This is a genomic window from Bacillus sp. FSL M8-0071, from assembly GCF_037975455.1.
GTDB classification, from domain to species: Bacteria; Bacillota; Bacilli; order Bacillales; family Bacillaceae; genus Bacillus; species Bacillus subtilis.
This window is the reverse complement of sequence record NZ_CP150256.1, coordinates 1,232,782-1,257,010: the sequence shown is the minus strand read 5'-3', so window position 1 is coordinate 1,257,010 and position 24,229 is coordinate 1,232,782. Positions and strand designations below refer to the sequence as shown.

Annotated in this window: 30 protein-coding genes, 1 tRNA gene and 2 riboswitches; of the genes, 13 read left to right on the top strand and 18 right to left on the bottom strand. The window is 45.3% G+C overall.

Going from position 1 to position 24,229, the window contains the following annotated elements:
* Nucleotides 1-311: 311 nt before the first annotated feature.
* A complete protein-coding gene (locus MKX71_RS06475; RefSeq protein WP_033884384.1) occupies nucleotides 312-542 on the top strand; it encodes a hypothetical protein in 231 nt (76 codons plus the stop codon).
* A 206-nt stretch (nucleotides 543-748) separates the two neighbouring features.
* Here the strand turns inward: MKX71_RS06475 and MKX71_RS06470 are convergent.
* Nucleotides 749-821: transfer RNA gene (locus MKX71_RS06470), tRNA-Val, on the bottom strand.
* 172 nt (nucleotides 822-993) lie between these two features.
* On the opposite strand from MKX71_RS06470, the gene MKX71_RS06465 reads away from it, so the two are divergent.
* Nucleotides 994-2,184, top strand: a complete 1,191-nt coding sequence (locus tag MKX71_RS06465; RefSeq protein WP_029726265.1) for a DUF819 domain-containing protein — start codon at nucleotides 994-996, stop codon at nucleotides 2,182-2,184.
* A 69-nt stretch (nucleotides 2,185-2,253) separates the two neighbouring features.
* On the top strand, nucleotides 2,254-2,799 hold the full coding sequence (locus MKX71_RS06460) for a GNAT family protein (protein WP_003232852.1): 546 nt from the start codon (nucleotides 2,254-2,256) through the stop codon (nucleotides 2,797-2,799).
* Between the two features lie 32 nt (nucleotides 2,800-2,831).
* Here MKX71_RS06460 and metC read toward each other — a convergent pair whose 3' ends face one another.
* Nucleotides 2,832-4,004, bottom strand: a complete 1,173-nt coding sequence (metC, locus tag MKX71_RS06455) for a cystathionine beta-lyase (protein ID WP_014479474.1) — start codon at nucleotides 4,002-4,004, stop codon at nucleotides 2,832-2,834.
* Nucleotides 3,997-5,118, bottom strand: a complete 1,122-nt coding sequence (gene metI / locus MKX71_RS06450; protein WP_015715681.1) for a cystathionine gamma-synthase/O-acetylhomoserine thiolyase — start codon at nucleotides 5,116-5,118, stop codon at nucleotides 3,997-3,999. Before metI ends, metC begins: the two co-directional genes overlap by 8 nt.
* 67 nt (nucleotides 5,119-5,185) lie before the next feature.
* A riboswitch (SAM riboswitch) is annotated at nucleotides 5,186-5,306 on the bottom strand.
* 167 nt (nucleotides 5,307-5,473) lie between these two features.
* Here metI and MKX71_RS06445 point away from each other — a divergent pair.
* The 3 genes from MKX71_RS06445 to MKX71_RS06435 are packed head-to-tail and all read left to right on the top strand — an operon-like array spanning nucleotide 5,474 to nucleotide 7,174.
* Nucleotides 5,474-6,196: an esterase family protein gene (locus MKX71_RS06445; protein ID WP_339231870.1), complete on the top strand. Its 723-nt coding sequence runs from the start codon at nucleotides 5,474-5,476 to the stop codon at nucleotides 6,194-6,196.
* Between the two features lie 36 nt (nucleotides 6,197-6,232).
* Nucleotides 6,233-6,748, top strand: coding sequence for a YjcG family protein (locus MKX71_RS06440; RefSeq protein ID WP_003232861.1), 516 nt, complete (start codon nucleotides 6,233-6,235; stop codon nucleotides 6,746-6,748).
* Nucleotides 6,749-6,751: 3 nt separating this feature from the next.
* Nucleotides 6,752-7,174 carry a GNAT family N-acetyltransferase gene (locus tag MKX71_RS06435; protein ID WP_339231868.1) on the top strand — a complete coding sequence of 141 codons (423 nt, stop codon included), beginning with the start codon at nucleotides 6,752-6,754 and terminating at the stop codon, nucleotides 7,172-7,174.
* Nucleotides 7,175-7,246: 72 nt separating this feature from the next.
* Here the strand turns inward: MKX71_RS06435 and MKX71_RS06430 are convergent, their stop codons facing one another.
* Complete coding sequence (locus MKX71_RS06430; protein ID WP_042977867.1) at nucleotides 7,247-7,501, bottom strand: hypothetical protein; 255 nt, start codon at nucleotides 7,499-7,501, stop codon at nucleotides 7,247-7,249.
* 116 nt (nucleotides 7,502-7,617) lie between these two features.
* On the opposite strand from MKX71_RS06430, the gene MKX71_RS06425 reads away from it, so the two are divergent.
* The gene (locus tag MKX71_RS06425) at nucleotides 7,618-9,897 is read left to right on the top strand and encodes an ATP-dependent helicase (RefSeq protein WP_339231866.1); all 2,280 of its coding nucleotides are present in this window, start codon (nucleotides 7,618-7,620) and stop codon (nucleotides 9,895-9,897) included.
* Between the two features lie 73 nt (nucleotides 9,898-9,970).
* Here MKX71_RS06425 and spoVIF read toward each other — a convergent pair whose 3' ends face one another.
* The 4 genes from spoVIF to yjcA form a co-directional block, all read right to left on the bottom strand.
* Nucleotides 9,971-10,225: a sporulation-specific transcription regulator SopVIF gene (gene spoVIF / locus MKX71_RS06420; RefSeq protein WP_003232870.1), complete on the bottom strand. Its 255-nt coding sequence runs from the start codon at nucleotides 10,223-10,225 to the stop codon at nucleotides 9,971-9,973.
* 132 nt (nucleotides 10,226-10,357) lie between these two features.
* Nucleotides 10,358-10,504, bottom strand: coding sequence for a sporulation protein YjcZ (gene yjcZ / locus MKX71_RS06415; RefSeq protein ID WP_015252337.1), 147 nt, complete (start codon nucleotides 10,502-10,504; stop codon nucleotides 10,358-10,360).
* Between the two features lie 81 nt (nucleotides 10,505-10,585).
* Nucleotides 10,586-10,792: a hypothetical protein gene (locus MKX71_RS06410; protein ID WP_017695696.1), complete on the bottom strand. Its 207-nt coding sequence runs from the start codon at nucleotides 10,790-10,792 to the stop codon at nucleotides 10,586-10,588.
* 281 nt (nucleotides 10,793-11,073) lie between these two features.
* Nucleotides 11,074-11,430: a sporulation protein YjcA gene (gene yjcA, locus MKX71_RS06405; protein WP_014476457.1), complete on the bottom strand. Its 357-nt coding sequence runs from the start codon at nucleotides 11,428-11,430 to the stop codon at nucleotides 11,074-11,076.
* Nucleotides 11,431-11,589: 159 nt separating this feature from the next.
* Between yjcA and MKX71_RS06400 the strand changes: the two genes are divergently transcribed.
* The 5 genes from MKX71_RS06400 (at nucleotide 11,590) to cotZ (ending at nucleotide 14,163) form a co-directional block, all read left to right on the top strand.
* Complete coding sequence (locus tag MKX71_RS06400) at nucleotides 11,590-11,976, top strand: spore coat protein (protein ID WP_029726269.1); 387 nt, start codon at nucleotides 11,590-11,592, stop codon at nucleotides 11,974-11,976.
* A 39-nt stretch (nucleotides 11,977-12,015) separates the two neighbouring features.
* Nucleotides 12,016-12,339, top strand: a complete 324-nt coding sequence (locus MKX71_RS06395; RefSeq protein ID WP_015252340.1) for a hypothetical protein — start codon at nucleotides 12,016-12,018, stop codon at nucleotides 12,337-12,339.
* Nucleotides 12,340-12,433: 94 nt separating this feature from the next.
* The gene (gene cotX / locus MKX71_RS06390) at nucleotides 12,434-12,946 is read left to right on the top strand and encodes a spore coat protein CotX (RefSeq protein WP_015252341.1); all 513 of its coding nucleotides are present in this window, start codon (nucleotides 12,434-12,436) and stop codon (nucleotides 12,944-12,946) included.
* A gap of 151 nt (nucleotides 12,947-13,097) precedes the next feature.
* Nucleotides 13,098-13,586: a spore coat protein CotY gene (gene cotY / locus MKX71_RS06385; RefSeq protein WP_014479465.1), complete on the top strand. Its 489-nt coding sequence runs from the start codon at nucleotides 13,098-13,100 to the stop codon at nucleotides 13,584-13,586.
* A gap of 127 nt (nucleotides 13,587-13,713) precedes the next feature.
* A complete protein-coding gene (cotZ, locus tag MKX71_RS06380) occupies nucleotides 13,714-14,163 on the top strand; it encodes a spore coat protein CotZ (protein WP_014479464.1) in 450 nt (149 codons plus the stop codon).
* A 92-nt stretch (nucleotides 14,164-14,255) separates the two neighbouring features.
* Here the strand turns inward: cotZ and cotO are convergent, their stop codons facing one another.
* The 10 genes from cotO to MKX71_RS06330 form a co-directional block, all read right to left on the bottom strand.
* Nucleotides 14,256-14,939 carry a spore coat protein CotO gene (gene cotO / locus MKX71_RS06375; RefSeq protein WP_217011485.1) on the bottom strand — a complete coding sequence of 228 codons (684 nt, stop codon included), beginning with the start codon at nucleotides 14,937-14,939 and terminating at the stop codon, nucleotides 14,256-14,258.
* A gap of 100 nt (nucleotides 14,940-15,039) precedes the next feature.
* The gene (gene fabI, locus MKX71_RS06370) at nucleotides 15,040-15,816 is read right to left on the bottom strand and encodes an enoyl-ACP reductase FabI (protein WP_003232896.1); all 777 of its coding nucleotides are present in this window, start codon (nucleotides 15,814-15,816) and stop codon (nucleotides 15,040-15,042) included.
* A gap of 135 nt (nucleotides 15,817-15,951) precedes the next feature.
* Nucleotides 15,952-16,767, bottom strand: coding sequence for a bifunctional hydroxymethylpyrimidine kinase/phosphomethylpyrimidine kinase (thiD, locus tag MKX71_RS06365; protein ID WP_014479462.1), 816 nt, complete (start codon nucleotides 16,765-16,767; stop codon nucleotides 15,952-15,954).
* Between the two features lie 18 nt (nucleotides 16,768-16,785).
* Entirely contained in the window at nucleotides 16,786-17,796 is a 1,011-nt protein-coding gene (gene thiF, locus MKX71_RS06360) for a thiazole biosynthesis adenylyltransferase ThiF (protein ID WP_033883575.1), read from the bottom strand.
* On the bottom strand, nucleotides 17,793-18,563 hold the full coding sequence (gene thiG / locus MKX71_RS06355) for a thiazole synthase (RefSeq protein ID WP_010886483.1): 771 nt from the start codon (nucleotides 18,561-18,563) through the stop codon (nucleotides 17,793-17,795). The genes thiF and thiG overlap by 4 nt, the downstream gene beginning before the upstream one ends.
* The gene (gene thiS / locus MKX71_RS06350; RefSeq protein ID WP_015252345.1) at nucleotides 18,560-18,760 is read right to left on the bottom strand and encodes a sulfur carrier protein ThiS; all 201 of its coding nucleotides are present in this window, start codon (nucleotides 18,758-18,760) and stop codon (nucleotides 18,560-18,562) included. Before thiS ends, thiG begins: the two co-directional genes overlap by 4 nt.
* Nucleotides 18,760-19,869 (bottom strand): glycine oxidase ThiO, encoded by a 1,110-nt coding sequence (gene thiO / locus MKX71_RS06345; RefSeq protein ID WP_151262124.1) that lies wholly within the window; start codon nucleotides 19,867-19,869, stop codon nucleotides 18,760-18,762. Before thiO ends, thiS begins: the two co-directional genes overlap by 1 nt.
* Entirely contained in the window at nucleotides 19,853-20,470 is a 618-nt protein-coding gene (gene tenI, locus MKX71_RS06340) for a thiazole tautomerase TenI (protein WP_021479540.1), read from the bottom strand. Before tenI ends, thiO begins: the two co-directional genes overlap by 17 nt.
* Nucleotides 20,445-21,155, bottom strand: a complete 711-nt coding sequence (gene tenA / locus MKX71_RS06335) for a thiaminase II (protein ID WP_339231865.1) — start codon at nucleotides 21,153-21,155, stop codon at nucleotides 20,445-20,447. The genes tenI and tenA overlap by 26 nt, the downstream gene beginning before the upstream one ends.
* A gap of 78 nt (nucleotides 21,156-21,233) precedes the next feature.
* A riboswitch (TPP riboswitch) is annotated at nucleotides 21,234-21,342 on the bottom strand.
* Between the two features lie 61 nt (nucleotides 21,343-21,403).
* On the bottom strand, nucleotides 21,404-23,248 hold the full coding sequence (locus MKX71_RS06330) for a monovalent cation:proton antiporter family protein (RefSeq protein ID WP_029317615.1): 1,845 nt from the start codon (nucleotides 23,246-23,248) through the stop codon (nucleotides 21,404-21,406).
* Between the two features lie 234 nt (nucleotides 23,249-23,482).
* On the opposite strand from MKX71_RS06330, the gene prpE reads away from it, so the two are divergent.
* Complete coding sequence (prpE, locus tag MKX71_RS06325; protein ID WP_024573345.1) at nucleotides 23,483-24,217, top strand: bis(5'-nucleosyl)-tetraphosphatase PrpE; 735 nt, start codon at nucleotides 23,483-23,485, stop codon at nucleotides 24,215-24,217.
* Nucleotides 24,218-24,229: the final 12 nt, after the last annotated feature.

Sequence of the window (24,229 nt, the reverse complement as noted above, 5' to 3'; positions counted from 1 at the left end):
TTGTAATTTAAACGTGTTCCAACGCTCAGAAATTCCGTTCATTTGTTTTCCTCTTCTCTCAATACATCAATATCTTTAAAGTAAACCGCAGCTTTAAATGAAATGATTGCCCCGATCAAAGCAAGGTTCGCTTTCATGTCCGGCCTGTAATCGTGTTGGAAATATATCCAGAATCAACATCCCATCAGCAGAAACAATATTCTAAGTGCCATCCAATCCCCCTAACTCAACTTACTAACAAAAAAACACCTTGGATATTTTTGTATTCCATTTAATAATAAAGTTGTATTTTAAAAAAGGAAGTGCTTAAAATGAAATTGAAAACAGCTTTAACTGGTTCTGCATTATCCCTTGCTTTACTCGTTTCTGTTGCTCCTGCTTTTGCTACAAGCCTTGCAAACCATAGCACAAATCACGAATCAGTATCACCCCAAGCAATTTATCAAGATTATTATAAAGGGGCTGATTCTAGAGCAGAATTTAAAAATACAATTGATGTTTTCAGTACAAAATTTCATTTAAAAGATGCATGGCTGAAGTGACGGTCTTGGACTGGCTATTCTCAATGAAGATTTAACAGAAATCCGATCTTCCGTTTGTTACTATTGAACTAATCAAGTAAGTTTGGAGGTAGTTTTTGGACTGCGGTAATGAATTTCGCCAACAGTTCGCCAACAACTCACGAATTTGACGAACCGGCTTTATTAACGCAAAATAAAAAACCCTTGCGTAGCAAGGGTTTATGCTATGATTCCGACTGGGCTCGAACCAGCGACCTCTACCCTGTCAAGGTAGCGCTCTCCCAGCTGAGCTACGGAATCATGATATGTATGTGTTGCTGGGTATGTTATTGTCTTTCTGACAAGTTCTATTATATAACCTTCCCTTCTATTCGTCAACTGCTTTTTTAGAAAAACTTTTTTTGGACTTGCTGTTCCGTTCCCCGGCTATTATAATATGTCTTAATTTTCTAACAATAGAGGTGATGGGGTTTTGCATTCTTTGATCTCTTCCGATGATGTTTGGGTATTATGGGGGTTTATTGCGGTGTGGGCGGCAGTGAGTATCGGGCTGGAGCAGCGCTTTAAGTGGGCTTCTGCTGTGTCGGGCGCTATTATTGCCCTTGCAGGTGCTATGGTGTTTACAAATGTAGGAGTGCTTCCTGTTGAGTCGCCTGTGTATGACACTGTGTGGTCTTATGTGGTACCACTGGCGATACCACTTTTATTGTTTCAGATCAATGTTAGGCAAATTTTTAAGGAAAGCAGGCGTTTGCTGTTTATTTTTCTGATTAGCTCAGTTGGAACAGTGCTTGGCAGTATCCTGGCTTTTTTTCTACTCAAACAGCATATTCCCTATCTCGATAAAATCGGCGGGATGATCAGCGCCTCTTATATCGGCGGCGGGGTCAACTTTGCGGCGATGGCGGCAAAATTTGAGACGCCTGGTGAATATGTGTCGGCTACCGTTGTGGCTGATAATTTTATGATGGCGCTTTTGTTTTTTATTTTAATCAGCATTCCTGCACTCAAATGGTTTCAGCGGCATTATGCCATGCCGTTTGAAGAGAAGGTAAAAGCCGATGGAAACAGCGGAAACAGTGCTGAAAGCTATTGGAAACGGAAGGATATTTCCTTAAAGGATATCGCATTTAATGCCGGTGCCGCTTTCGCACTTGTTGCGGTTAGTATGAAGGTTTCCGGTTATTTTAAAAGCATTTTTTCTCATCCCCTGCTGACCGGTACGCTTGGCGATCAGTACCTGGTGCTTACGTCTTTAACTGTTCTTATCATTTTTCTTTTCCCGCGTTTTTTTGAAAGGCTCAATGGATCTCAGGAACTTGGAACCTTTTTGATTTATTTGTTTTTTGTGGTGATCGGCATTCCTGCAGATCTCCGCTTAATCGTCACGAATGCGCCTCTTATTCTATTATTCGTGTTTATCATTGCGATCAGCAATTTAGCAGTTTCCTTAGCTGCCGGAAAATTGTTCCGCGTGCGGCTTGAAGAAATTCTGCTCGCCGTCAACGCTACTGTCGGGGGACCGACGACTGCGGCTGCGATGGCAATTGCCAAGGGATGGCGGGAGCTTGTCGCCCCGATCATGCTTGTCGGTACGCTCGGCTACTTAATCGGCAACTATGTTGGCACTTTTATTGGAAATTGGTTTTCTTCCTTCTTATAAAAAGGATATTTGCATTTCCCTGAGAATAATGTAAGAGGAATGCTGACACGAGAGCGGAGAGATCACTGTATGTTAAAAGGAAAAACCATTTATGTTAGACCTTTAGAAGTAACGGATGCCGAAGAAAATCTGCGGCTGCAAAGCGAAAATCGGGATTTTTTCGAACAGTTTTCTATGATACGCGCAGACGATTACTATACGGTTGAGGGGCAAAGAAAACGGATAACCGAGTATCAGGAAAGACTTGAGAAAGATGAAGAATATCATTTTGGCATCTTTACAGCGTCAGACGATAGATTAATCGGGACGGTTTCGCTCTTTCAAATCATCCGTGGCGCGCTGCAAACTGCGTTCATCGGGTATTTTTTAGACAAAGCCCATAATGGAAAGGGCATTATGACAGAGGCAGTCAGATTGGTTGTTGATTATGCGTTCCACGAATTGAAACTGCATCGGATTGAAGCCGGTGTGATGCCCCGTAATCTCGGGTCCATGCGTGTTTTAGAAAAAGCGGGATTTCACAAAGAAGGCATCGCCCGAAAAAATGTAAAAATTAATGGCGTTTGGGAGGATCATCAAGTCCTCGCGATTCTGAATCCTGATGACGAACAATAATAAAAGAAGCCGGGCCATCCCCGGCTTCTTTTTTAACGAACCGCAACTGGAGCAATTTCTTTCAGCGCTTGTTCGAAATCGTGTTCTAAATCGTCTGCATGTTCGACGCCCACACTCAGACGGAGCAGGCCATCAGTGATACCGCGTTTTTCACGCTCTTCCTTAGGCATTGCCGCGTGAGACATCGTTGCCGGATAGGACAAAATCGATTCCACGGCGCCAAGGCTGACAGCGAAGACTGGAAGTGACACATTCTCGACTAACTTCTTAACGGCCTCTTTGCTTTCAAGCTCAAAAGATAGTACGGCGCCCGCTCCCGTTGACTGGCTTTTATGGGTTTCAGCGCCGGGATGATCAGCCAGTCCCGGATAATACACGCGCTTCACCGCCGGATGCTTTTGGAAAAATTCCGCAAGCCGCTGGGCTGTTTGACTCGCCTTCTCTAAACGGACCTGCAATGTTTTTAATCCGCGCAGGACAAGCCAGCAATCCTGTACGCCAAGGACGGCGCCGAACGCGTTTTGCAGCTTATACAGCTGCTTCCCAAGCTCTTCATCTTTGACAGCAGCCAAACCTGAGAGCACATCGCTGTGTCCGCTTAAGAATTTTGTCGCGCTGTGAAGTACAATATCCACGCCGAGGTCAAGCGGACGCTGCAGTGCCGGTGTCATGAATGTATTGTCCAGAAAGGTCAGACAGCCGTTTTCTTTTGCAAGCTGAACAATCGCTTTAATATCCGTAATCCCAAGTGTCGGATTTGACGGTGTCTCCATATAAATGACCTTTGTGTTCGGCTTGATGCTCCGCGCCACTTCATTACGATCCGTCATGTCGACAAACGTATGCTCAATGCCAAACCGGGTCAGCACCTCTGTCACCATACGGAAGGTTCCGCCGTATACATCTTCTGTCACAAGAACGTGATCACCCTGTGACAGCAGTAAAAATGCTGTTGAGATGGCAGCCATGCCTGAACTGAAAGCAAATCCTCTTGTTCCGCCTTCCAATGCGGCAATTGTTTCTTCGAGAGCTGTTCTTGTCGGCGTGCCAGAGCGGCTGTAATCATATGCCCCGAACTCTTCAAATGAAGATTGGTGAAAAGTCGAGGCGTGCTGAATCGGTACACTGACCGCCCCGGTTCCGCCGTCTGTTTTAAATGGATTGTGCACGAGCTGGGTTTCCAGCGTCCAATTGTGTTTACTCAAATGAAACAGCTCCCTCTTTGACCTGACATAATGCCTGTTTTAGATCCTCTTTTAAATCTTCCGCATGTTCAATACCGACAGAAAAGCGCAGCAACCGATTGCACACCCCGTTTGCGATGCGGATCTCTTCAGGAATATCCATGTGCGTCTGGGTCGCAGGGTATGTAATAAAGCTTTCCACCCCGCCGAGGCTTTCTGCAAAACAAATGGTCTTCAGTGCTTTTAAAAACGGATTGACCCATTCTTCTTTTTGCAGACGGAAGGACAGCATGCCGCCTTTTCCGGGATACAGCACATCCGAAATTTCTTCCTGCTCTTCTAAAAACGCCGCAAGCTCCTGCGCGTTTGCCTGATGCTGACGCATTCTAAGGCTCAGCGTCTTCATTCCTCTCATCAGAAGCCACGAATCAAATGGCGGCAGGACGGCGCCGATCGCATTTTGATGCTGAAACATTTCCTCTCCGAGCTGCTCATCCTTCACCACGACAAGTCCAGCAAGCAGATCGTTATGCCCGCCTAAATACTTGGTTGCGCTGTGAATGACAATGTCAGCTCCCAGCTCTAGCGGCCTCTGCAAGACCGGTGTATAAAATGTATTATCTACGATCAGCAGAAGACCGTGCTCCTTTGTCATCCGGGCAATATGTTCAATGTCCGCCTCCTGCATGAGGGGGTTTGTCGGCGTTTCCACAAACACCGCTTTTGTATTCGGCGTAATCTTAGAGCGTAAACAGTCCTCATCGCTGAAATCATCATAATGAAAAGTCAATCCGTATTTTTTCCATTCATTTTCAAATAAACGGTACGTGCCGCCATATAGGTCCGATGAAACAATCAGTTCATCTCCGCTTTTAAACAGCGCCATAATCGTTTGGATAGCAGCCATTCCTGAACTAAAGGCAAGCCCTCTTGCGCCGTTTTCTAAGTTAGCGATCGCGTCCTCAACAAGCTGGCGTGTCGGATTTTTTGTGCGGACATAATCAAATCCAGTTGATTCTCCGATCCCTCTGTGGCGGTATGCTGTTGATAAATAAATAGGAGCACTCACTGTTCCCGTGACTTCATCGCTTCGGTTCCCTATTTGGGCTAATTTCGTTTCAACGTGCTGTGACATATAGCTGACACCTTCCCTTTTCAAAATAAAAACCCCTTCTTCATAAGAAGAAGGGGTTTAACGCTTCTTCTTATCTTCCAAGCATAAAAAACGCTTGCTGGATTTAGCACCTTGGCGCTTTGCACATGCAAAACAAGCCGGTTGCTGAGGTTTCTAAGGGCCAGTCCCTCCACCTCTCACGATAAGAAATATCGATTTCAATTTTCTGATTGTTTTATATTAGCGCAATTCACAGTTTATTTCAACACTTTTTTCTTCGTGTTCCGAACCGTTTAAAGAGAGAAATTTCTAATAATTCATGGTACAATAATTGAAAATGCAAGAAAGTATAGTGATGTCCTGGAGGAATGTTTTTATGGCACCGAAAAACGGCACAGTGCAAGAAAAGAAATTCTTTTCAAAAGAGCTTAACGAGGAAATGACCTTGCTTGTTTATCTGCCGTCCAACTACTCCCCGCTTTATAAATACCATGTCATTATCGCACAGGACGGCCACGATTATTTCAGGCTGGGGAAAATCGGCAGACAGGTTGAGGAATTGCTGTCGAAACACGAAATAGACCGGAGCATTATTATCGGTGTTCCCTATAAGGATGTAAAAGAGCGCAGAAACACCTATCATCCGGAGGGTTCAAAATTTTCGGCGTATAAACGGTTCATCGCCCATGAGCTCGTTCCTTTTGCAGATGATGAGTATCCAACCTATCAGATCGGTTATGGCCGAACCCTGATCGGTGATTCGCTCGGAGCGACCGTGTCACTTATGACAGCGCTTGATTATCCGAATATGTTTGGCAACATCATCATGCAGTCTCCCTATGTTGACAAACACGTACTAGAAGCCGTAAAACAGTCAGACGATATCAAACACCTCTCTATTTATCACCAAATCGGAACAAAAGAAACTGACGTCCACACGACAGACGGGAACATTCTGGACTTTACAGAACCGAACCAGGAGCTGAAGCAGCTGCTGGAGAAGAAGCTTTCCGATTATTATTTTGAGCCATTTGACGGAGACCACAAATGGACATACTGGCAGCCGCTCATCACCCCGGCGCTGAAAAAAATGCTTTAACACTCTATCATACTTTATTTCCAGGAGGGACATAATATGAAATACGGAATCGTTTTATTTCCATCAAAAAAGCTCCAAGACCTTGCAAACTCTTACAGAAAGCGCTATGACCCAAGCTACTCTCTAATCCCGCCTCATTTGACGCTGAGAGCATCCTTTGAATGCGCGGAGGAGAAAGCGGATCAGCTCGTATCACATTTAAGAAACATCGCAAAAGAGTCCCACCCACTCGTTCTCAAAATGACAAAATACAGCTCATTTGCGCCTGTCAATAATGTCATTTACATCAAAGCAGAACCGACGGAAGAGTTAAAAACACTCAATGAAAAGCTATACACCGGTGTGTTGGCAGGAGAACAGGAATATAATTTCGTTCCGCATGTGACGGTCGGCCAAAATCTTTCCGACGATGAGCATTCAGATGTGCTGGGACAATTAAAAATGCAGGAAGTGTCGCATGAAGAAATCGTTGACCGTTTCCACTTGCTTTACCAGTTGGAAAACGGATCGTGGACAGTATATGAAACCTTCTTGCTAGGCAGAGGAGAATAATGTTTGAAAGCAGTTATCGCAAAAAATGAAGAACAACTGAAAGATGCATTCTCTGTAAGAGAAGAAGTCTTTGTCAAAGAACAAAACGTGCCTGCTGAAGAAGAAATTGACGAACTTGAAAATGAGTCAGAGCATATCGTCGTGTATGACGGTGAAAAGCCTGTCGGTGCCGGAAGATGGCGTATGAAGGACGGCTACGGCAAGTTAGAGCAGATTTGCGTACTGAAAAGCCACCGTTCAGCCGGTGTCGGCGGCATCATTATGAAAGCGCTCGAAAAAGCCGCGGCAGACGGAGGCGCTTCCGGTTTCATTTTAAACGCGCAAACACAGGCTGTGCCGTTTTACAAGAAACACGGGTATCGCGTGCTTTCTGAAAAAGAATTCCTCGATGCCGGCATCCCCCACTTACAAATGATGAAGGACTGAACGCATCCGGATCTTTTTGAGATCCGGATTTTTTCCGCATATAAAAAACCGTTCTCTCGTATGAACGGTTTTTTATACATATCGATTAATATATGTGCCCATTCCTTTTTCTCGCAATCTCTTATAAAGAGAGCGCTTACGTTTCATCTCGTTTACCTTTCTTTCAGCGGCCGTTTGATTCTCCTGCTGCTTTTCCAGTTCTTTGTATACCCGCTGAAACGGGACATAGCTGATTTTTTCGGTTCCGGCATAATCCTGCTTATGTCCAGCCGTTCTATTAGCATATTGAGCGTATTGCTGGTTCTGAATTTGACCTGCATATATCATACAATACCCACCCCTCTGCTGTCTCTTTTCCCTTAAACTTACTTTTTGAAACACATTTCTTTTGATATGATAGTCATTGTCTGTAATGAACACCTTTTGATTGGGAGGACCCCTTTTTGAAATGCGCCCGACTGAATGATAGAATCATACATTTACATACATATTCGAGAGAACATTATCAATTCCTCTTTGAAGAGGGAATAAAAGGACATTTATTTTGTTCTCATTGCGGAAAGCCCGTTTTGTTACGGCTTAACATCGCCGATCCGCCAGAGTTTATCCATCGCCAGCCAGGCGATTTTCCGGCATGTGAGGAGGCGTGCGAACCGAAGCCCTCTAAAGAGGAAAAAAAAGAAGACGATCAGGAATCTGGTGTCATTCGTTTACCCAAGGGAAAAGCGATCGCCGCTGACCCGTCCCCAGCTGTTACGGAATGGCACCGTCCTAGAAGCATTAAACCAGGAACACCATTTGTGCCAAAAACAATAGAACCCGATACGAGCCTTTTTCCGTCTGTCGGTTTAAACACGGATCAGCTGAAAGCTGTCACGGAAACAGATGGCCCGCTGCTTGTGCTTGCAGGTGCGGGGAGCGGAAAAACACGGGTGCTGACAGCCCGTGCCGCCCACATGATCGAACACTTAGGCATACCGCCTGAAAATATGCTGCTTGTCACCTTTACAACAAAAGCTGTCGCTGAAATGAAAGAGCGTATGGCGAACCAGTACGGATTACAGCCGGCAAAAGTCAGAAGACTTGTGACAGGAACATTCCACAGTCTGTTTTATAAGATCTTGTATCACTCTAATTCTGCTAAATGGAACGGTGAGCATCTGCTGAAAATGGAGTGGCAGCGGGAACAATATATCAAAAAAGCACTCTATGAAGAGGGCATCGATGAGAAAGAATTCCCAGTTGACCAAGCCCTGCAGCAGATCGGTTTTTGGAAAAACACTTATGTCCCAAATGAACGCATCCCTCTAAAAGATGAGTGGGAAAAACAAGTTTATCGTTTATATGAACATTATGAACGCCAGAAAAAAGAACACAGCCAATTTGATTTTGATGACATGGCTTCAGCCTGCTATGAATTGTTTATCGAGCGGCCTGACCTTCTGGAACAATATCAATCTCGGTTTACGTATATCTTAATTGATGAGTTTCAGGACATTAATCCGGTTCAATACAAAATCATGCAAATGCTCGCCAGTCCGGAGCAAAACCTGTGCTGTGTCGGAGACGATGACCAGTCCATCTACGCGTTTCGCGGAAGCAATCCGTCTTTCATTCTTGATTTTCAAAAGGATTATCCGGGAGCGAAGACGATCTATTTAACTGCGAACTACAGGTCTACGCACCCGATCGTCTCTAGTGCTGATATCGTTGTGAAAAAGAACAAAAACAGATATGCCAAAACGCTTGAAGCGGCCCGCGATGACATTCAGGTCCCTGTGCTGTTTTATCCTTATGATGAAGAGGAAGAAGCCACAATGGTCGTTTCCGATATCAAAGAAAAAATTCAAAATGGAGCCAGTCCAGAAGACTTTGCGGTTCTTTACCGCACAAACAGCGGAGGCCGTGCTATATATGAAAGGCTTCATCAATCGTCAATTCCGTATACAGCTGACCGCGGCGTCCAATCGTTTTACAGCAGACGGATCGTCCGCCAGATTCTCGCCTACTTGTATGCCAGCCAAAATGAGGATGACACCGAGGCGATTAAACATTTGCTTCCCGCCTTGTTTTTAAAACAGTCCGCTTTGAATACGCTGAAGGCGCTCTCGATTACAGAGGACTGTACCATGATCAAAGCGCTGGCCAAATTGCCTGATCTGAAGCCATTCCAGCTGGACAAAATCAAGAAAATCGTACCGTTTTTTGCAAGCCTCCGCACGATGAAGCCCGTAGAAGCCATCACCTTTGCAGAAGGAAAAATGGGCTTCTCCGAGTATTTAAAAAAGCGGGGCAATGAGGGCAACAAGCTGGAAAAAGGTTCCGATGACCTGCGCGACATCAAGGTTGTCGCCAAGAAGTTCAAAACGATTCCTGACTTTCTTGCCCACGTAGACCATATGAGGGCCGCTGAGAAAAACAGAACGGATGAACATGGCGTTCAGCTGATGACCATTCACCGGTCAAAAGGCCTTGAATTCAAAACAGTCTACGTGTTAGGCACTGTAGACGGCTCGATTCCGCACGATTTCTCATTAGAAACGGCAAGAAAAGGAGACGAGGCCGCTCTTGAGGAGGAAAGACGTCTTTTATATGTAGCCATGACCCGGGCGAAACAGCATTTATATTTGTCTTGCCCCGCTAACAGGCGCGGCAAAACAGCCAACCGCTCAAGATTTTTGTATCCCCTTCTACAAAAAGCAAGACAGCCCTTGCATCATTAACAGCCCGGCAGATTACTGCCGGGTTTTTACTGTAAAAAAAGGCCCGCTGCAGTGAGTCAGCCAGGCCATCCACTTATTTATTATCCATCATTTTAGAAATCGTGCCAAAATCAAGCTTTTCTTTTCCGCTTGTAATAGATTCCACAATTTTATCTTCTAATTCTTTTGGCACGCGTCTGTTTGCCATCTGAGCTACGCGGTTAATCACACTGCGCACTGTATTTTCATCTTTAAAATTAGCGTTTTGGAGTGATCCGGCAAGATTCATTACATCCTGCATCTTCACACCTGTTTTCTTTTCGATGTTCTTAAAAAATTGATTATCCATAATGCGCCTCCTTTTGGCGGAGTAATACGGTATTGTATGAATGCACATAATACAATGTGCTTTTCCAACATTTTTAAAAATAAACACAAGGCAAGGAAGCACGGGTTATAACCCGTACTTCCTCAATACATCTTAAAAGAAAGATGCACCTACGATGATGAGGAGAATGAATAATACGACCAACAAAACAAATGTTGAACCATAGCCGCCGCCGTAACCGCCAGCATAACCGCCATAACAGCCGCCGTAGCCGCCGCCGAATCCGTATCCAAAGCCCATAGATAAGCACCTCCTTTACTCTCTATACACTATGTGAGCTGCTTGGATCGGCTTGGATATTCGCATAGGGCGTTTGCGGATTTATGATTGATCATATTGAGCTTGATGTTTCTTAAGTAAGGCCTCCGTTTTTTCAGCCAGCTCTTCAATCTCATCTTCAAATTCCAGACCGGCTTTATCAAATGCATCCAAGTCTTTTCTGATACGGCCCATCGTGTCTTCATACTCTTTTTGCTTTTGTTCGTGTGGTTCATATCTTCCTTCTATCCATTTTTCAAACTCATTCACTTTTATCCCCCCGCTTATGATATATGCTGAGCGAGGCCGCCCCGTTAAAAAAACAAAAAACCGGAGTTCTCCGGTTTCTTTGCCAGGCTATTGAGGCTTTTTCTTTTTATTTCCGCACCCGCAGCCTTTCTTTTTTATCTTTTTTGATTGATACGATGAATCTGTATATGGAGATTTTTGGGAAGGTTTATGATGTTGGCTCATTTTTGTCCCCTTCCTTTCCTTATGTCATATATGCTACTTTATGCTGATGCTAGTGAAAAGTTGCTGGTGGTAACGCCTCATTCTTGCAGCCATTTTGATACGAGCGTTTCTATGATGCCGGCAAGGCCGGCGATCGCCAAAAGTAAAATCAGCCACTGCGCCGCTTGCGGGATCAACGCCTGGCATAAAATCAAAAAGCCGGCGCACCACACGCCTGTGCACCAATAGCAGCTCAGCAATTCACCAATAAACGCCCTGACACCGGTTCCCTTAATCACGATATAGGTTTCAATGTTCCCGTCCGCATCCTTTTCTTCCTTCTCTTCATGAAACAGACTGCGAAGCGGCGCCATAATCGTGTCAAACACCAGCAGGCGGGCGAGCCGAAAGACCGCAAGCGATAGAAGAACAATTGTCAGCCCATTTATAACCACTCGTTCACTCCTTTGCCAATCATGATCCCTTCACATATATGCGAAAACCCTATTCTTCATGAATTGTATCTTGTCCGGCAGAAAATTGGTTATTTTTATTATTCCGCTCGGCACCCCATTTGCATTATATAGAGTATGGATAAGAAAGGAGTGAAGGTTATGTCATTTGAAACAAAAATTGAATCCCTGCATCCTGACATATTTGAGCAATTATCAAGCGAATTCGAGCAGCAGATCGAAGTGATTGATTGCGAAAATATCACAATAGATACGTCACATATAACAGCTGCCCTTTCTATACAAGCCTTGGTTACAACATTGATTATCCTGTTGACACAGCTCGTTATTGCCGACGAGGACTTGGCCGACACAGTAGCAAGCGAAATACTCATTCTTGATAACTCTCAAATCAAAAAAAGAACCATCATTAAAATTATCAACAGCCGAAACATCAAGATTACTTTGTCTGCAGACGAAATAATAACCTTTGTACAAATCTTGCTTCAGGTGTTAAACAGTATGCTCCTTGAATTCGACATCCTTTAACCCTTTCTTTTCACAAACTAAAAGTTGAGGTGAGAACAAATGTCAGATAACGATAAAATCAAAGAAGAGCTTGAAAAGCTCCCAGAAGTTGATCCAATGATGAAAATGCTGGTCCAAAACATATTTGTAAAACACGGCATCACAAAAGACAAAATGAAAAAAGTATCAGATGAAGAAAAAGAAATGCTTTTGAATATGGTAAAAGACCTGCAAGCGAAATCAGCGGAGCTAGCTGAAAAACACAAGAAGAAAAAAGAAGAAGAAGCCGTACAAGAGCAAAAGAGCGATAAACCGCTTAGCCGCAGAGAGCAGCTCATTGAACAGCTCAGACAAAGACGGCAAAACAATAACAATTCAAATTAATCATAAAAAATAGGGCACATCATCAAGATAAATGCCTCAGTCAAAGTAAGAGGCTCGCTCATTTAATAACAGTAAAAGAAAAGGAGGAATAGATATGGAAAGCAGACCATACTCTTGGGTTGCACTTGATCCTGACTGTGACCATCCGTTAGAGCACAAAGAGAAAGAAAAAGAAGAAAGAAAATGCAATTGCGATATTTGCTGCAATAACAATGGGTTTGGCAATGACAACAACGCCTTTATCGACCAAGATCTAGCTCAGGCAAATCTCAACAAACAAGTCTCAGATGAGACGATTATTATTAGAGACTCTTGTGACATCAACGTTTCATCTACAGACGTTCAAGCCGTAACATCTATTGTAACAGCGCTTAATGCAGCTGTCTTGACAGTAGCTCTCACCTCCATTGCAGATGGCGTTATTGCTGAATTAGTCGCACAAGATTTATTGCAGCTTACAGCTAACAAGCAAGTAAACCGCCAGAAACTTCTTATCGAATGCTCCCGCGGCGTAAACGTCACAACAGTAGATGCCGATATCGCAACCCTTGTCTCTACAGCTACAAACGTTCTGATCGCTGTCCTAGTCATCACTCTTGTCCTCTAGAACCTAAAAGCAGAGCTAAAAACGCTCTGCTTTTTCTTATTTTCCAAGCATATGATGAATATATAGACGTTCACCCACACCAAGTGGGGCACGGGTACATATGTTGTTAAGGACTAAAGTCAAATACCCTATAAAGAAGGAGCTGAAATCAATGAGCTGCGGAAAAACCCATGGCCGGCATGAGAACTGTGTATGCGATGCAGTGGAAAAGATTTTAGCAGAGCAGGAGGCAGTTGAGGAACAGTGTCCGACTGGCTGCTATACAAACCTTTTGAATCCGACAATTGCAGGTAAAGACACAATTCCGTTTCTCTTGTTTGATAAAAAAGGCGGATTGTTCTCCACATTCGGAAACGTGGGGGGATTTGTGGATGATATGCAATGCTTTGAATCCATTTTCTTCCGCGTTGAAAAATTATGTGATTGCTGCGCAACACTGTCTATTTTACGCCCTGTCGATGTCAAAGGCGATACCTTAAGTGTTTGCCACCCTTGCGACCCGGATTTCTTCGGGCTAGAAAAAACAGATTTCTGCATTGAAGTGGATCTCGGATGCTTCTGCGCGATTCAGTGCCTGTCACCAGAGCTAGTTGACAGAACATCGCCTCACAAAGATAAAAAGCATCATCACAATGGATAAACACTTGTAAAGAGGAATCCCCTTCCAAACTCTATTACAGGTGCAAATCATTCAGCTGCTTCCAGCGTGAGGCAGCTGACTCTCCATCATTTCGCCAGTCTCAAATTTATAAGGCAGGAGGGATAATATGAGCCAGAAAACATCAAGCTGCGTGCGTGAAGCTGTAGAAAATATTGAAGATCTGCAAAACGCTGTTGAAGAAGACTGCCCGACCGGCTGCCACTCTAAGCTTTTATCTGTAAGCCATTCGCTAGGCGACACAGTGCCTTTTGCAATATTTACATCAAAATCAACGCCATTAGTCGCCTTCGGAAATGTCGGCGAACTCGATAACGGCCCTTGCTTTAATACAGTATTTTTCAGGGTCGAAAGAGTGCATGGAAGCTGCGCAACACTGTCATTATTAATCGCATTTGACGAACACAAACACATTTTGGACTTCACCGATAAAGATACGGTGTGTGAAGTGTTCCGACTCGAAAAAACGAACTACTGTATTGAAGTTGACTTAGACTGCTTCTGCGCAATCAACTGCTTAAATCCTCGATTAATTAATCGTACACATCATCAGCATTAATCATAAGCTGGAAAAGCTTGCAAGCCTGCAGGCTTTTCTCTATGTAAAAAAGCTGTCCGGCAACATCAGCCGGGCAGCTTTTTTCTTTTTCGTTAAAAACCGAGCGGGTGCAAAGAGGTAATATCATCGATTGCCAGTTCGGTTGGGGCTCCGTTTCCGGTTGTTCGAAGCAGGACGGAATCATTTCTTCTTCCGACAATCACGCCCCTGTACGTTCTTCCATTGGCTTCAATCAAACAAAGCGCTCTCGGCATGTTATGAGGCAGCTTTGTTAAAAAATCAATTTTTTCGTGGATCGTCATCTTGCTCATCGGTTTTTTCACTTTTCGTGCCGGCGGTGCTTTTTCCTCCGCTTTATCAGCACTATGGACAGCTTCCGGTTCTTTCTCAGGCTTCCGGGTCTCAAGTGCAGGCTCTTCCTTTTTTTCTGCTTTCGGGGGCTCGTGTTCAACGGTTTCTTCTACGGCCTGCGGCTCTGCTTTCTGTTCCTCTTGGCTTTTTATGTTCTCTGGTTCTCTCACCTCTTGAGTTTGCTGACTCACTGGTTCGGCTGCAGGCTTTTGGTCTTCTTGCAGGACATCCTGTGCCACAGCTTCCTCCTGCTGCTTCTCATGGTAAACCGGCTTTTCCTCAGCTTTTGGCGGAGCGGGTTTGTCGGCCTTTCTTTTGATGACAATCTCCTGCATGGATGATCTTGTAGTTTCTGCATAATCCGGCTGAACAATATACATGAGCGGTTTTTTATCCGCGTTTCTTTTCTTATTAGACATCTTCATCCCTCCGATTGTGTCATATTCTATCTATATGACAGAAAGCTGAAAATCAGAAGAAATAAAAAAGCAATCCCTATTCGGGATTGCTTGATATAGATCCTGCTTAGCGGGCAGTGATATGGAAACCTGAATCAACGTGAAGATTTTCACCTGTAATCCCGCGGGACATATCGCTGAACAAGAACGCAGCTGTATCGCCCACTTCTTCAGGTGTTGTCGTGCGGCGAAGCGGTGCACGCTCTTCGATGTCTTTTAAGATAGAGTTGAAATCGCTGATGCCTTTAGCAGATAATGTTCTGATCGGGCCGGCAGAAATGCTGTTGACGCGGATATTTTCTTTTCCTAAGTCAGCAGCTAAATATTTCACACTTGCATCAAGAGAAGCTTTTGCTACACCCATGACGTTGTAGTTTGGCATCACAAGCTCTCCGCCAAGGTACGTCAAAGTGACAATGCTTCCGCCTTCAGTCATCATCGGACGTGCCGCTTTGACAACAGCAGTCAGAGAATATGAGCTGATGTTATGAGCCAAAAGGAAGCCGTCACGATTTGTGTTTAAGTATTCGCCGACAAGCTCTTCTTTGTTGGCAAACGCGATACAATGCGCGATACCGTGGATTACACCGACCTGCTCCTTAATGCTTGCGAAGCAAGTTTCGATTTCTGCGTCGTTTGTAACATCGCAAGGGAGGATGATGGAATCGTTGCGGTCTAATGTTCCGGCAAGCTCGTGAACGGATTTCTCCAGGCGTTCACCAGCGTATGTGAAAATCAAACGTGCACCCGCTTCATGTAAAGAACGCGCAATGCCCCAGGCGATGCTGCGTTTGTTGGCTACCCCCATCACAACAATGTTGCGGCCTTCAAGTGAAAAATTCATATGTATAAAGCCTCCTATATTTAATAAAGACATAGTATTAGTACCTGATCTTAATTCCTATCATATCATAACCTTGTCCAGATGAAAAGCGCATACCGTAGCAAACGCAAAAGAGATCACCATCAGCTGGTGATCTCATCGGCTTGTATTTAAGCTGTTTCGTTTAAAAGCGAAATGGTTTGTCGGCCCGTGTCCCGATCCGATGCCGAGCGTATTTTCCACCGCTTCACGGACAAAGTTGGCCGCAACCTCAAATGCCTGATGGATGCTGTCTCCTTTAGCCGTTTGGGCCGTTAAAGCCGCAGCAAAGGTGCAGCCTGTGCCATGCGTATGCTTCGTATTGATATAAGGATGGGTGATTTGCATAAACATGCTGCCATCAAAAAGAAGGTCAGTAATGTGATTGTCCTCAGGCTGGTGCCCGCCTTTGATAATGACATGCTGCGCACCCATCTTGACGAGCTGCTCCGCTGCTTTTTTCCGGTCATCCAGCGAGCTGATTGTCATTCCTGTCAGCGTTTCTGCTTCCGGGACATTCGGCGTAATCGCGTAGCTTCTTGGAATGAGCAACTCCTTTAAGGTGGCAACTGACTCATCACGCAGCAAGGATGCCCCGCCCTTTGCGATCATAACCGGATCAACAATTACACGATTGAATCCGTACTCGTCAATTTTTCTTGCCACTTCTTCAATCATGTCGGCATTCCAGAGCATTCCCGTTTTGACTGCATCCGGTCTCAAATCCTCAGCAACAGCGTCAATTTGCTGTCTCAACGCCTCTACAGTCAGCGGATGCACCCCATGAACGCCAAGCGTATTTTGAGCGGTTACCGCTGTAATCGCAGACATTCCGAATACATCAAGCTCTTGAAAGGTTTTAATATCAGCTTGTATCCCTGCGCCGCCGCCTGAATCTGATCCGGCGATTGTCAATGCTTTATATATACTCATTACACTACACTCCTTTTATTACCCGATCCATTTATGATAAATGGATTTTGCCCGGGCAATATCATTTGTTCCATGGATCAAAGCTCTGCCGTCCCGGAACAGCACCATTTTCATATCATCCGAGCGGCAGGAAATTAAATACGGGTTCGCAGCTACTTCAAGCCCGGCCTGCCTCAGCTGACCGGCAAGCGCTTCAAGATCCGCTTCTTTCGTAATAGATGATCTGATCTGCACCGTGTTCCTGCCGCACAATACAGCCGCTTTTGTTTGATTTTCATATGACAAAAACGGAAAATCCTTTGTGCCGCAGCTTGGGCATGCGTCATGTTTGAGACTGGCCGCTCTCACTTCTGACCGCTCGTTTTTCCACAAATCAAAGGAGCGCAGCACCGGCTCGCACTCCTCTCCCGTCAGCAGCTTCAGTGCATCTGTTACCTGAAAGACTGCTACCTGCAAAACAGCCGGACTGATGATGCCAGCTGTGTCACACGTTGCTCCGCCAATCGGAAGTGTATCGAGCAAGCAATGCAGGCAAGGGGTAGATCCCGGCACCACGGTAAAGGTGAGGCCGTAGCTCCCTACACAGGCACCGTAAAGAAAAGGAATCCCTTCCTTTACCGCAGCATCATTTACGATCAGGCGGGTTTCAAAATTATCAGCCGCATCCACTATAATTGATGCATCCCTAATCAGCTCGAAAATATTTTCTGCTGTCACATCCATGACAAGGCCGGTCACATCAACATCGCTGTTAATCGAACGGAGACGGCGCTCCGCAGCGGCTGCTTTCGGCATTTCTTTTTTGACATCATCTTCTGTATAAAGCTGTTGGCGCTGGAGGTTGCTCCATTCAACATAATCTCTGTCGGCAATTTTCACAGAGCCGACTCCCGCTCTCACCAGCATTTCTGCACTGGCTGTTCCGAGCGCGCCGGCGCCGATAATCACGGCGCGCGCTTCTTTCAATTTTTTCTGGCCGGATGGGCCGATCGGAGCAAACAGCTCCTGCCTTGAATACCTGCCCGTCATACAGGAAGACCTTCTCCCGGACTGCTTGCCGTTCCGTATTGCTTAAGCGGGATTCGGCCCGCCTCATAAGAAAGGCGCCCTGCTTCCACTGCGAGCTTCATGGCACGAGCCATTTTCACGGGATCGTCAGCGCCAGATACAGCCGTATTGAGCAGTACGCCATCCGCTCCAAGCTCCATTGCGTATGCCGCATCTTTAGGCGAGCCGATTCCCGCATCCACGATGACCGGCACTTTCGCCTGTTCAATAATAAACGACAGATTCAAAGGATTTAAGATTCCTTGTCCTGATCCAATCGGAGATGCACCCGGCATGATGGCATGAACGCCGAGCTCTTCCAGCTTTCTCGCCAGCACAACGTCATCCGACGTGTACGGGAGCACAATAAAGCCTTCTTCAAGAAGCTGTTCAGACGCTTTTAATGTCTCAACAGGGTCAGGCAGCAAGGAACGGCTGCATCCGATGACTTCAACTTTAATCATGTCACAAAGGCCGGACGCTTTCGCCAGCCTTGCAATCCGAACCGCTTCTTCAGCAGTGCTGGCGCCCGCTGTATTCGGCAAAAGCGTATATTTGGATAAATCAAGCTGTTCCAAAAAATTCGGCTGAGATGCTTCAAAGATGTTCATTCTCCTTACAGCAAATGTTAAAATATCAGACTCAGAAACAGCTACTGCTTCCTTTTGAATGTCAAACGATGGGTATTTCCCCGTGCCCAGCAGCAATCTTGATTGAAATGATTTTCCGCCAATTGTTAACATGCTCATCCGCCTCCTACAAAATGGACAATTTCAATGACATCACGATCACAAAGCTCAACCTCGTGATAGCGTTCTTTCCCGATTATTTCTTTATTTCTTTCCACGATAACGATTTTATTTTCAAGCTGATACGACGCCAGCAGGTCTTGAATTGTACCTGCGTCTTTTTCCCACTTCACGTCTTTACCGTTCAGCTGTAGCATCATATCTGAACCGCCTCCTTGCGATCAATTCGGAATGCGTGCAGCCAGTCTTGGTTGACCTCTTTATTCATGATGAGATCACTGATCAAAGCGCCCGTTGCGGGAGCAAGCAGGATCCCGTTTCTGAAATGGCCCGCCGCAAATAAAATACGGCTGTCCTCAGGATGTCTGCCGATGTACGGTTTTCCATCCTTTGTTCCCGGCCGGAGTCCCGCCCAAAAACGATCCACCTTCATATTCTGTATAGCCGGCAGCATCGTTTTTGCTTTTTTCATAACGGATTCCAATCCGCCAAGATCCGGTGTTTCACTCCAGTCCCCCGGCTTCATTGTCGCGCCGACAACCAGTTTGCCGCTTTTTCTCGGTACGATATAGCAGTGATCATGGTAAAGCGTTTTTGTCAGCGGGATATCATCATTCCAAACGGACAGGCACTCCCCTTTTACAGGGAGAAAAGCATTGTTCAGTCCAAGCTGTTTAAAAAACATTCCGCTCCACACTCCGCTGGCAACGACAACATGATTAGCCCATACGTCTCCTCTAGGGGTCTTGATGGACAGGGCTTCACCGTCACGTTCGACATGCAGGACGGGCGTATGCTCAAAAATCTCCGCCCCAAGCATTTTTGCTGCTTTCACATATGCCTTGCAAACAAAATAAGGCTCCACATGCACATCATCCTGAATAAAAGATGCACCAAAGATGTCACCAGACGCATACGGCTCTTTTTCTAACACCTCTTCTTTTGAATACCAGCTGACAGAGTCCAAATCGTCCATCTGTCTCAGCTGCAGCACATCTTCTTCAGAAAATGCAAGTTTAAACATACCGCCGTTATGCTGCCTGATATCCACACCTGATAATGCATAAAGCTCTTCTCCAAGACCTTTGTACAGACGCTGACTGTGCATGGCGAAATCAAAAAACGCGTCACGTTCCTCGCATTCGGCATGGGCGCCCAGCATTCCGGCAGCGGCACTTGTCGTTCTGCCGCCCATTGTTCCGCTTTCAAACAATGCGGTGCTTTTGTTTTCCTTTGCCAAATGATAAGCAATCGCGGAACCGATAATTCCGCCTCCAATCACCACTGCTTCATAATGCCTTTTCATAGCGCATCTCCTTTAGCTTGCGGGAATATCGTCTGGCTGCTTCCAAAGGTTCAGCGGAAGAGAAAATTCCTGACATAACAGCAATGCCGTCTGCCCCTGCTTGTTTTACGTCTCTTAACCTGTCCGGCGTCATCCCCCCGATGGCTATAACCGGGATGGAAATCCGCTGTTTGATATCTGACAGCAAAGATACTCCTCTGCCTTCAAGACCCTTTTTGCAATCCGTTTCAAACACATGGCCGAACAGCACGTAGTCCGCGTCTTCCTTTTCTGCTTGAACCGCTTCCTCCAGTGAATGCACCGACCTCCCGATATGAAGGTGTGGAAATCTGGCTCTGACCTGCTTCGGTGAAAAGCTGCCGCTTGGCAGCTGCACGCGGTGAATAGTAGAGAAAAGTGCAATATCCACGCGCCCGTTCATCACCAATTTTCGTTTATCTATACCGCCTTCAAAAATAAGCTCGAGCAATTTCAAAATATCCGCCGCCGATTTTGAGCGTTCCCGAATATGAATAAAATCAACTTCATTCTTAATCGTAATGATGATTCTCGCTAGCTCTTCTACCGGCTTGCTGTCATCCGTTATGGCGTGAAGCTCCACATTCCTCCACCTCTTTTATGGCGCAGTCAGACCAGCCTTCTTTTCGATAGGCCATTCCCCAAAATTGATATTCGTAGTAGCTGGAGATGACAAAATTCTCTTTCATCTTGGCACGCACTTCCTCCGTGCTGTTTTCCGCCAGCTCATCAAAGCGGTTGATTTGCTCCTCGACCTGTTGTCTAAACCAATCACCGCCATATGTGCCAATCCACTTCTGATAAATTGGATGCCCCGGATCACAATGCAGCAATTTCTCACCAACCTCGTAATAGAGCCAATAGCATGGCAGCAGGGCCGCTAAGATTTCTGCGAAATTCCCGCTCAAAACCGAACGGTACATATGGGATGTATAAGAGTACGCCGTAGGAGACGGCTTAAACGCCTTACGCTCTTCCTCGCTGATTTCCAACAGCTCGGCAAACTCGCGATGAAGCGCCATTTCCGCCTCATATGTACCTTGGGCATGGCTTGCCATCCGCCCCGTTGTATAAAGATCCTTCGCATAAGCGGCACCAAATGACTGCACCTTTGCAAAATGCGTTAAATAATAGGAATCCTGAAGTACGTAGTATTTAAAACGGTCAATCGGAAGCGTTCCGTCACCGATTCCTTGAACGAACGGATGGACAAAGCTCCCCTCCCACCATTCTGCGGCTGCACTGCGGCATTCTTCTGAAAACTTCACAAATCATTCCCCCTCTGAAAATAAAAAAACCACTTTCCCGCAAGGAAAAGTGGTTTGGAATTGGCATAGTAAAATAACACAAATACCGCTCCACTTCCCTACGCAGGTCTGAACCTGTTCAAGTTATGAGGGTCTAAAAGTCACACTTTTATCTCAGCCCTTATGAAGGACACCCCTAGTGGTTAAACGAATACATATTGAATTGTTCTGCACCTCTATATTAACACGAATCCTTATTTGGTCAAGATTTATCCTTCCAATGTTTTCTTAAGATCCGTTACGTACCCCCGAGATCCGGTGACAATTAAACGGTCTCCAAGTTTCAGCCTCGTATCCCCATGAGGAACGATGCTGTCCACACCTCTGAAGATCCTGACAAAGATGACGTCACCTGTTAAAGGGAATTCCCGTAAAATGACACCATCATATTTACTGTTCTCCATATTAATTTGATACAGCGAAGACTCTTGGTTCGTGAGCAGCTTCATGACGCCAGGCGCTTCAATCAGTGCGCGAAGCAGCGTTTTTGTCGACAGCAGAATAGAAAAGATGCTGATTCCCTGCTCCTTCAGAGCTGCTTCATGCTCCGGTGATCCTACGCTTGCAATGACTCTTTCTGTGCCTTTATCTTTTGCAAGTAATGCAATGTCTGCATTCATATCTTCATTTCCTGTCGCCACAACGAGGATATCCGTTTCAAAAATGCCGAGTGATTCAAGCGTCTCGTGTTCATAGTCAGAAATTGTTTCAACAGCAAACACTGATTCTGACAGCTTTTCCTCCGCATTCTCTTGGTAGACGTGTACAACACGCACGTCATACTCTTCCTCTGGCAATTCGAGTGTGACAGGCAAAGTCATTTGATTGGCGCCAATGAACGTAATCGTCTTTTTCTCCTCCGGCTGCTCTTCCCGTTTGTATAATTTTTTAAAACAGATCGGCGTAAAAATACTTGCAATGACGGCTACTAAAATTAACGCTCCTGACATATTTGCACTGATCACGTGAAGCTGCTGCCCGATTGTTGCAGCGGCAATCACGAGCGAAAGCGTAGATGTCAGCAAGAAGCCAGACGCGAAAATGGTTCGGTTATCATACCACTTCTTTAGGTACATGACAGGAATGATTTTGCTGACTAACAGCGCCAGCAGCAGGAGCGGAATCATGATTAAAATTGTTTTATCCTGGAAAAGAGTCCAAATATCCAGCTTCACACCGACCATCACGAAGAAAATCGGTATTAAGAACCCATAACCAAATGAATCCAGCTGCTGAACAAGTTCTTTGTTTGGCGAAAGCAGGGAAACGAGAACCCCCGCTAAGAAAGCGCCGAGAATATTTTCCGCCCCAAGTGATTCAGACAGGGCAACGAGTACAATAATTAACGTAAAAATGGCACGCGTCCCGATCTGGATCGTCCCTTTTGACATGGACTGCACAAAAGAGCGATGTTTAAAGACCCGGCCGAAAAAGTAAAGCACCACTCCGGCCGCAAACAGAATCATCAGGAGCCACATGTTTCCGCTGTCCTCTCCGTATAAAGAAGAAAAAACAGCAAGAAGAATCATCGTGGCCAAATCAGCAATAACAGCAACAAGCAAAATAATCTGCCCGATATTCGAATTCATGATCCGTTCTTCTTTTAATGTTGGAACGACAACGCCTAATGAAATCGTTGAAATAATCAGGGTCATCAAAAATGCATTTTGGATAAATCCGGCCAAGACGAACCCATAGGACAAGAGCAATGATAAAATAAAAATACCGACGAAAATAACAGATGCCGCAGCAAACGTATTCGGCGCTTCCTTGCCATTCGGCAGGAACTGCTTTTTCTTTCCTTTCTCAAACGACGAAAAATCAATTTCAAGCCCGCTTAAAAACATCAAAAAGATAAATCCGAGCATAGAGAGTGTTTGGAGCCAGGTGTCACCCTCCACAACTAAATTAAGGCCGCTTTTCCCAATAATCAGCCCCATAATGATTTCAGCAACAACAACCGGGATGCTGAGTTTAAACCGATGCAAAAGGATGGGTGTCAAAAATGCAACGATAAGTACAACAACTAATGATGCGACAGATGTATGCGCCATAATCAGAACCTCCTTTTTAAGTCAGGGTTATGCTAGTTCTCACTCAGAGAACAAAACCTCATTTTTAAAAAACATAACGCGATTTTAACAAGGGTGATGATGAAAAATAAAGTAATATGGTCTTAATCCTGTTTAGAAAATGATTCTTCTTCTATAATTTGCACATAAAAGCTTGTGATGACTCACAACACTTTGCTTCATAATAAATAAAACAATCGGTAAGGAGGATACCGCATGGCTTACGATATCATCAGCGATATTCATGGCTGCTATGACGAAATGACTGCATTAATCCAAAAGCTTGGCTATACAATCAAAAATGGAGTACCTGTCCATGAAGAAGGCAGGGTGCTTGTTTTTGCCGGAGATTTAACTGACAGAGGGCCCAAATCGATAGAGGTCATCCGATTTGTAGCCGGCGCTTACGAAAAAGGCGCTGTGCGTTATGTCCCGGGAAACCATTGCAATAAATTATATCGTTACTTAAAAGGAAATCCGGTAAAAGTGATGCATGGTCTCGAAACAACAGCGGCAGAGCTTGAGGAACTTTCCAAGGATGAGAGAAAATCAGTCAGCGAACAGTTTATGAAGCTGTACGAAACAGCGCCGCTTTACGACATCTTACATAATGGAGAATTAGTTGTCGCCCATGCTGGCATAAGAGCTGACGATATCGGCAAATATACCCGCAGAGTGAAGGACTTTGTGCTTTACGGTGACGTGACGGGTGAAACATATCCGGACGGCAGACCCGTCAGGCGTGATTGGGCGGCAGCCTATAACGGAAAGGCTTGGGTGGTATACGGTCATACACCTGTGAAAGAGCCTCGGAAGGTCAATCGCACCATCAACATTGATACAGGCTGCGTGTTCGGAAATCAACTGACAGGCTTTCGCTTTCCAGAAATAGAAACCGTCTCTGTTCCAAGCTCCCTGCCTTACGACGAATCAAGATTTCGCCCCATATAAAAAAGGAGAGAA

Bases quoted from the DNA above. Each gene is read 5' to 3' on its own strand.
- spoVIF (WP_003232870.1), bottom strand. From the start codon at position 10,225: ATGGATAATCAATTTTTTAAGAACATCGAAAAGAAAACAGGTGTGAAG.
- fabI (WP_003232896.1), bottom strand. From the start codon at position 15,816: ATGAATTTTTCACTTGAAGGCCGCAACATTGTTGTGATGGGGGTAGCC.
- MKX71_RS06330 (WP_029317615.1), bottom strand. From the start codon at position 23,248: ATGGCGCATACATCTGTCGCATCATTAGTTGTTGTACTTATCGTTGCA.
- MKX71_RS06430 (WP_042977867.1), bottom strand. From the start codon at position 7,501: ATGATATATGCAGGTCAAATTCAGAACCAGCAATACGCTCAATATGCT.
- MKX71_RS06395 (WP_015252340.1), top strand. From the start codon at position 12,016: ATGTCAGATAACGATAAAATCAAAGAAGAGCTTGAAAAGCTCCCAGAA.
- cotO (WP_217011485.1), bottom strand. From the start codon at position 14,939: ATGAAGATGTCTAATAAGAAAAGAAACGCGGATAAAAAACCGCTCATG.
- thiG (WP_010886483.1), bottom strand. From the start codon at position 18,563: ATGAGCATGTTAACAATTGGCGGAAAATCATTTCAATCAAGATTGCTG.
- yjcZ (WP_015252337.1), bottom strand. From the start codon at position 10,504: ATGGGCTTTGGATACGGATTCGGCGGCGGCTACGGCGGCTGTTATGGC.
- thiF (WP_033883575.1), bottom strand. From the start codon at position 17,796: ATGACGGGCAGGTATTCAAGGCAGGAGCTGTTTGCTCCGATCGGCCCA.
- cotX (WP_015252341.1), top strand. From the start codon at position 12,434: ATGGAAAGCAGACCATACTCTTGGGTTGCACTTGATCCTGACTGTGAC.
- cotZ (WP_014479464.1), top strand. From the start codon at position 13,714: ATGAGCCAGAAAACATCAAGCTGCGTGCGTGAAGCTGTAGAAAATATT.
- MKX71_RS06445 (WP_339231870.1), top strand. From the start codon at position 5,474: ATGGCACCGAAAAACGGCACAGTGCAAGAAAAGAAATTCTTTTCAAAA.
- MKX71_RS06400 (WP_029726269.1), top strand. From the start codon at position 11,590: ATGTCATTTGAAACAAAAATTGAATCCCTGCATCCTGACATATTTGAG.
- prpE (WP_024573345.1), top strand. From the start codon at position 23,483: ATGGCTTACGATATCATCAGCGATATTCATGGCTGCTATGACGAAATG.
- metI (WP_015715681.1), bottom strand. From the start codon at position 5,118: ATGTCACAGCACGTTGAAACGAAATTAGCCCAAATAGGGAACCGAAGC.
- cotY (WP_014479465.1), top strand. From the start codon at position 13,098: ATGAGCTGCGGAAAAACCCATGGCCGGCATGAGAACTGTGTATGCGAT.
- thiO (WP_151262124.1), bottom strand. From the start codon at position 19,869: ATGAAAAGGCATTATGAAGCAGTGGTGATTGGAGGCGGAATTATCGGT.
- MKX71_RS06440 (WP_003232861.1), top strand. From the start codon at position 6,233: ATGAAATACGGAATCGTTTTATTTCCATCAAAAAAGCTCCAAGACCTT.
- MKX71_RS06475 (WP_033884384.1), top strand. From the start codon at position 312: ATGAAATTGAAAACAGCTTTAACTGGTTCTGCATTATCCCTTGCTTTA.
- thiD (WP_014479462.1), bottom strand. From the start codon at position 16,767: ATGAGTATATATAAAGCATTGACAATCGCCGGATCAGATTCAGGCGGC.
- thiS (WP_015252345.1), bottom strand. From the start codon at position 18,760: ATGCTACAGCTGAACGGTAAAGACGTGAAGTGGGAAAAAGACGCAGGT.
- MKX71_RS06460 (WP_003232852.1), top strand. From the start codon at position 2,254: ATGTTAAAAGGAAAAACCATTTATGTTAGACCTTTAGAAGTAACGGAT.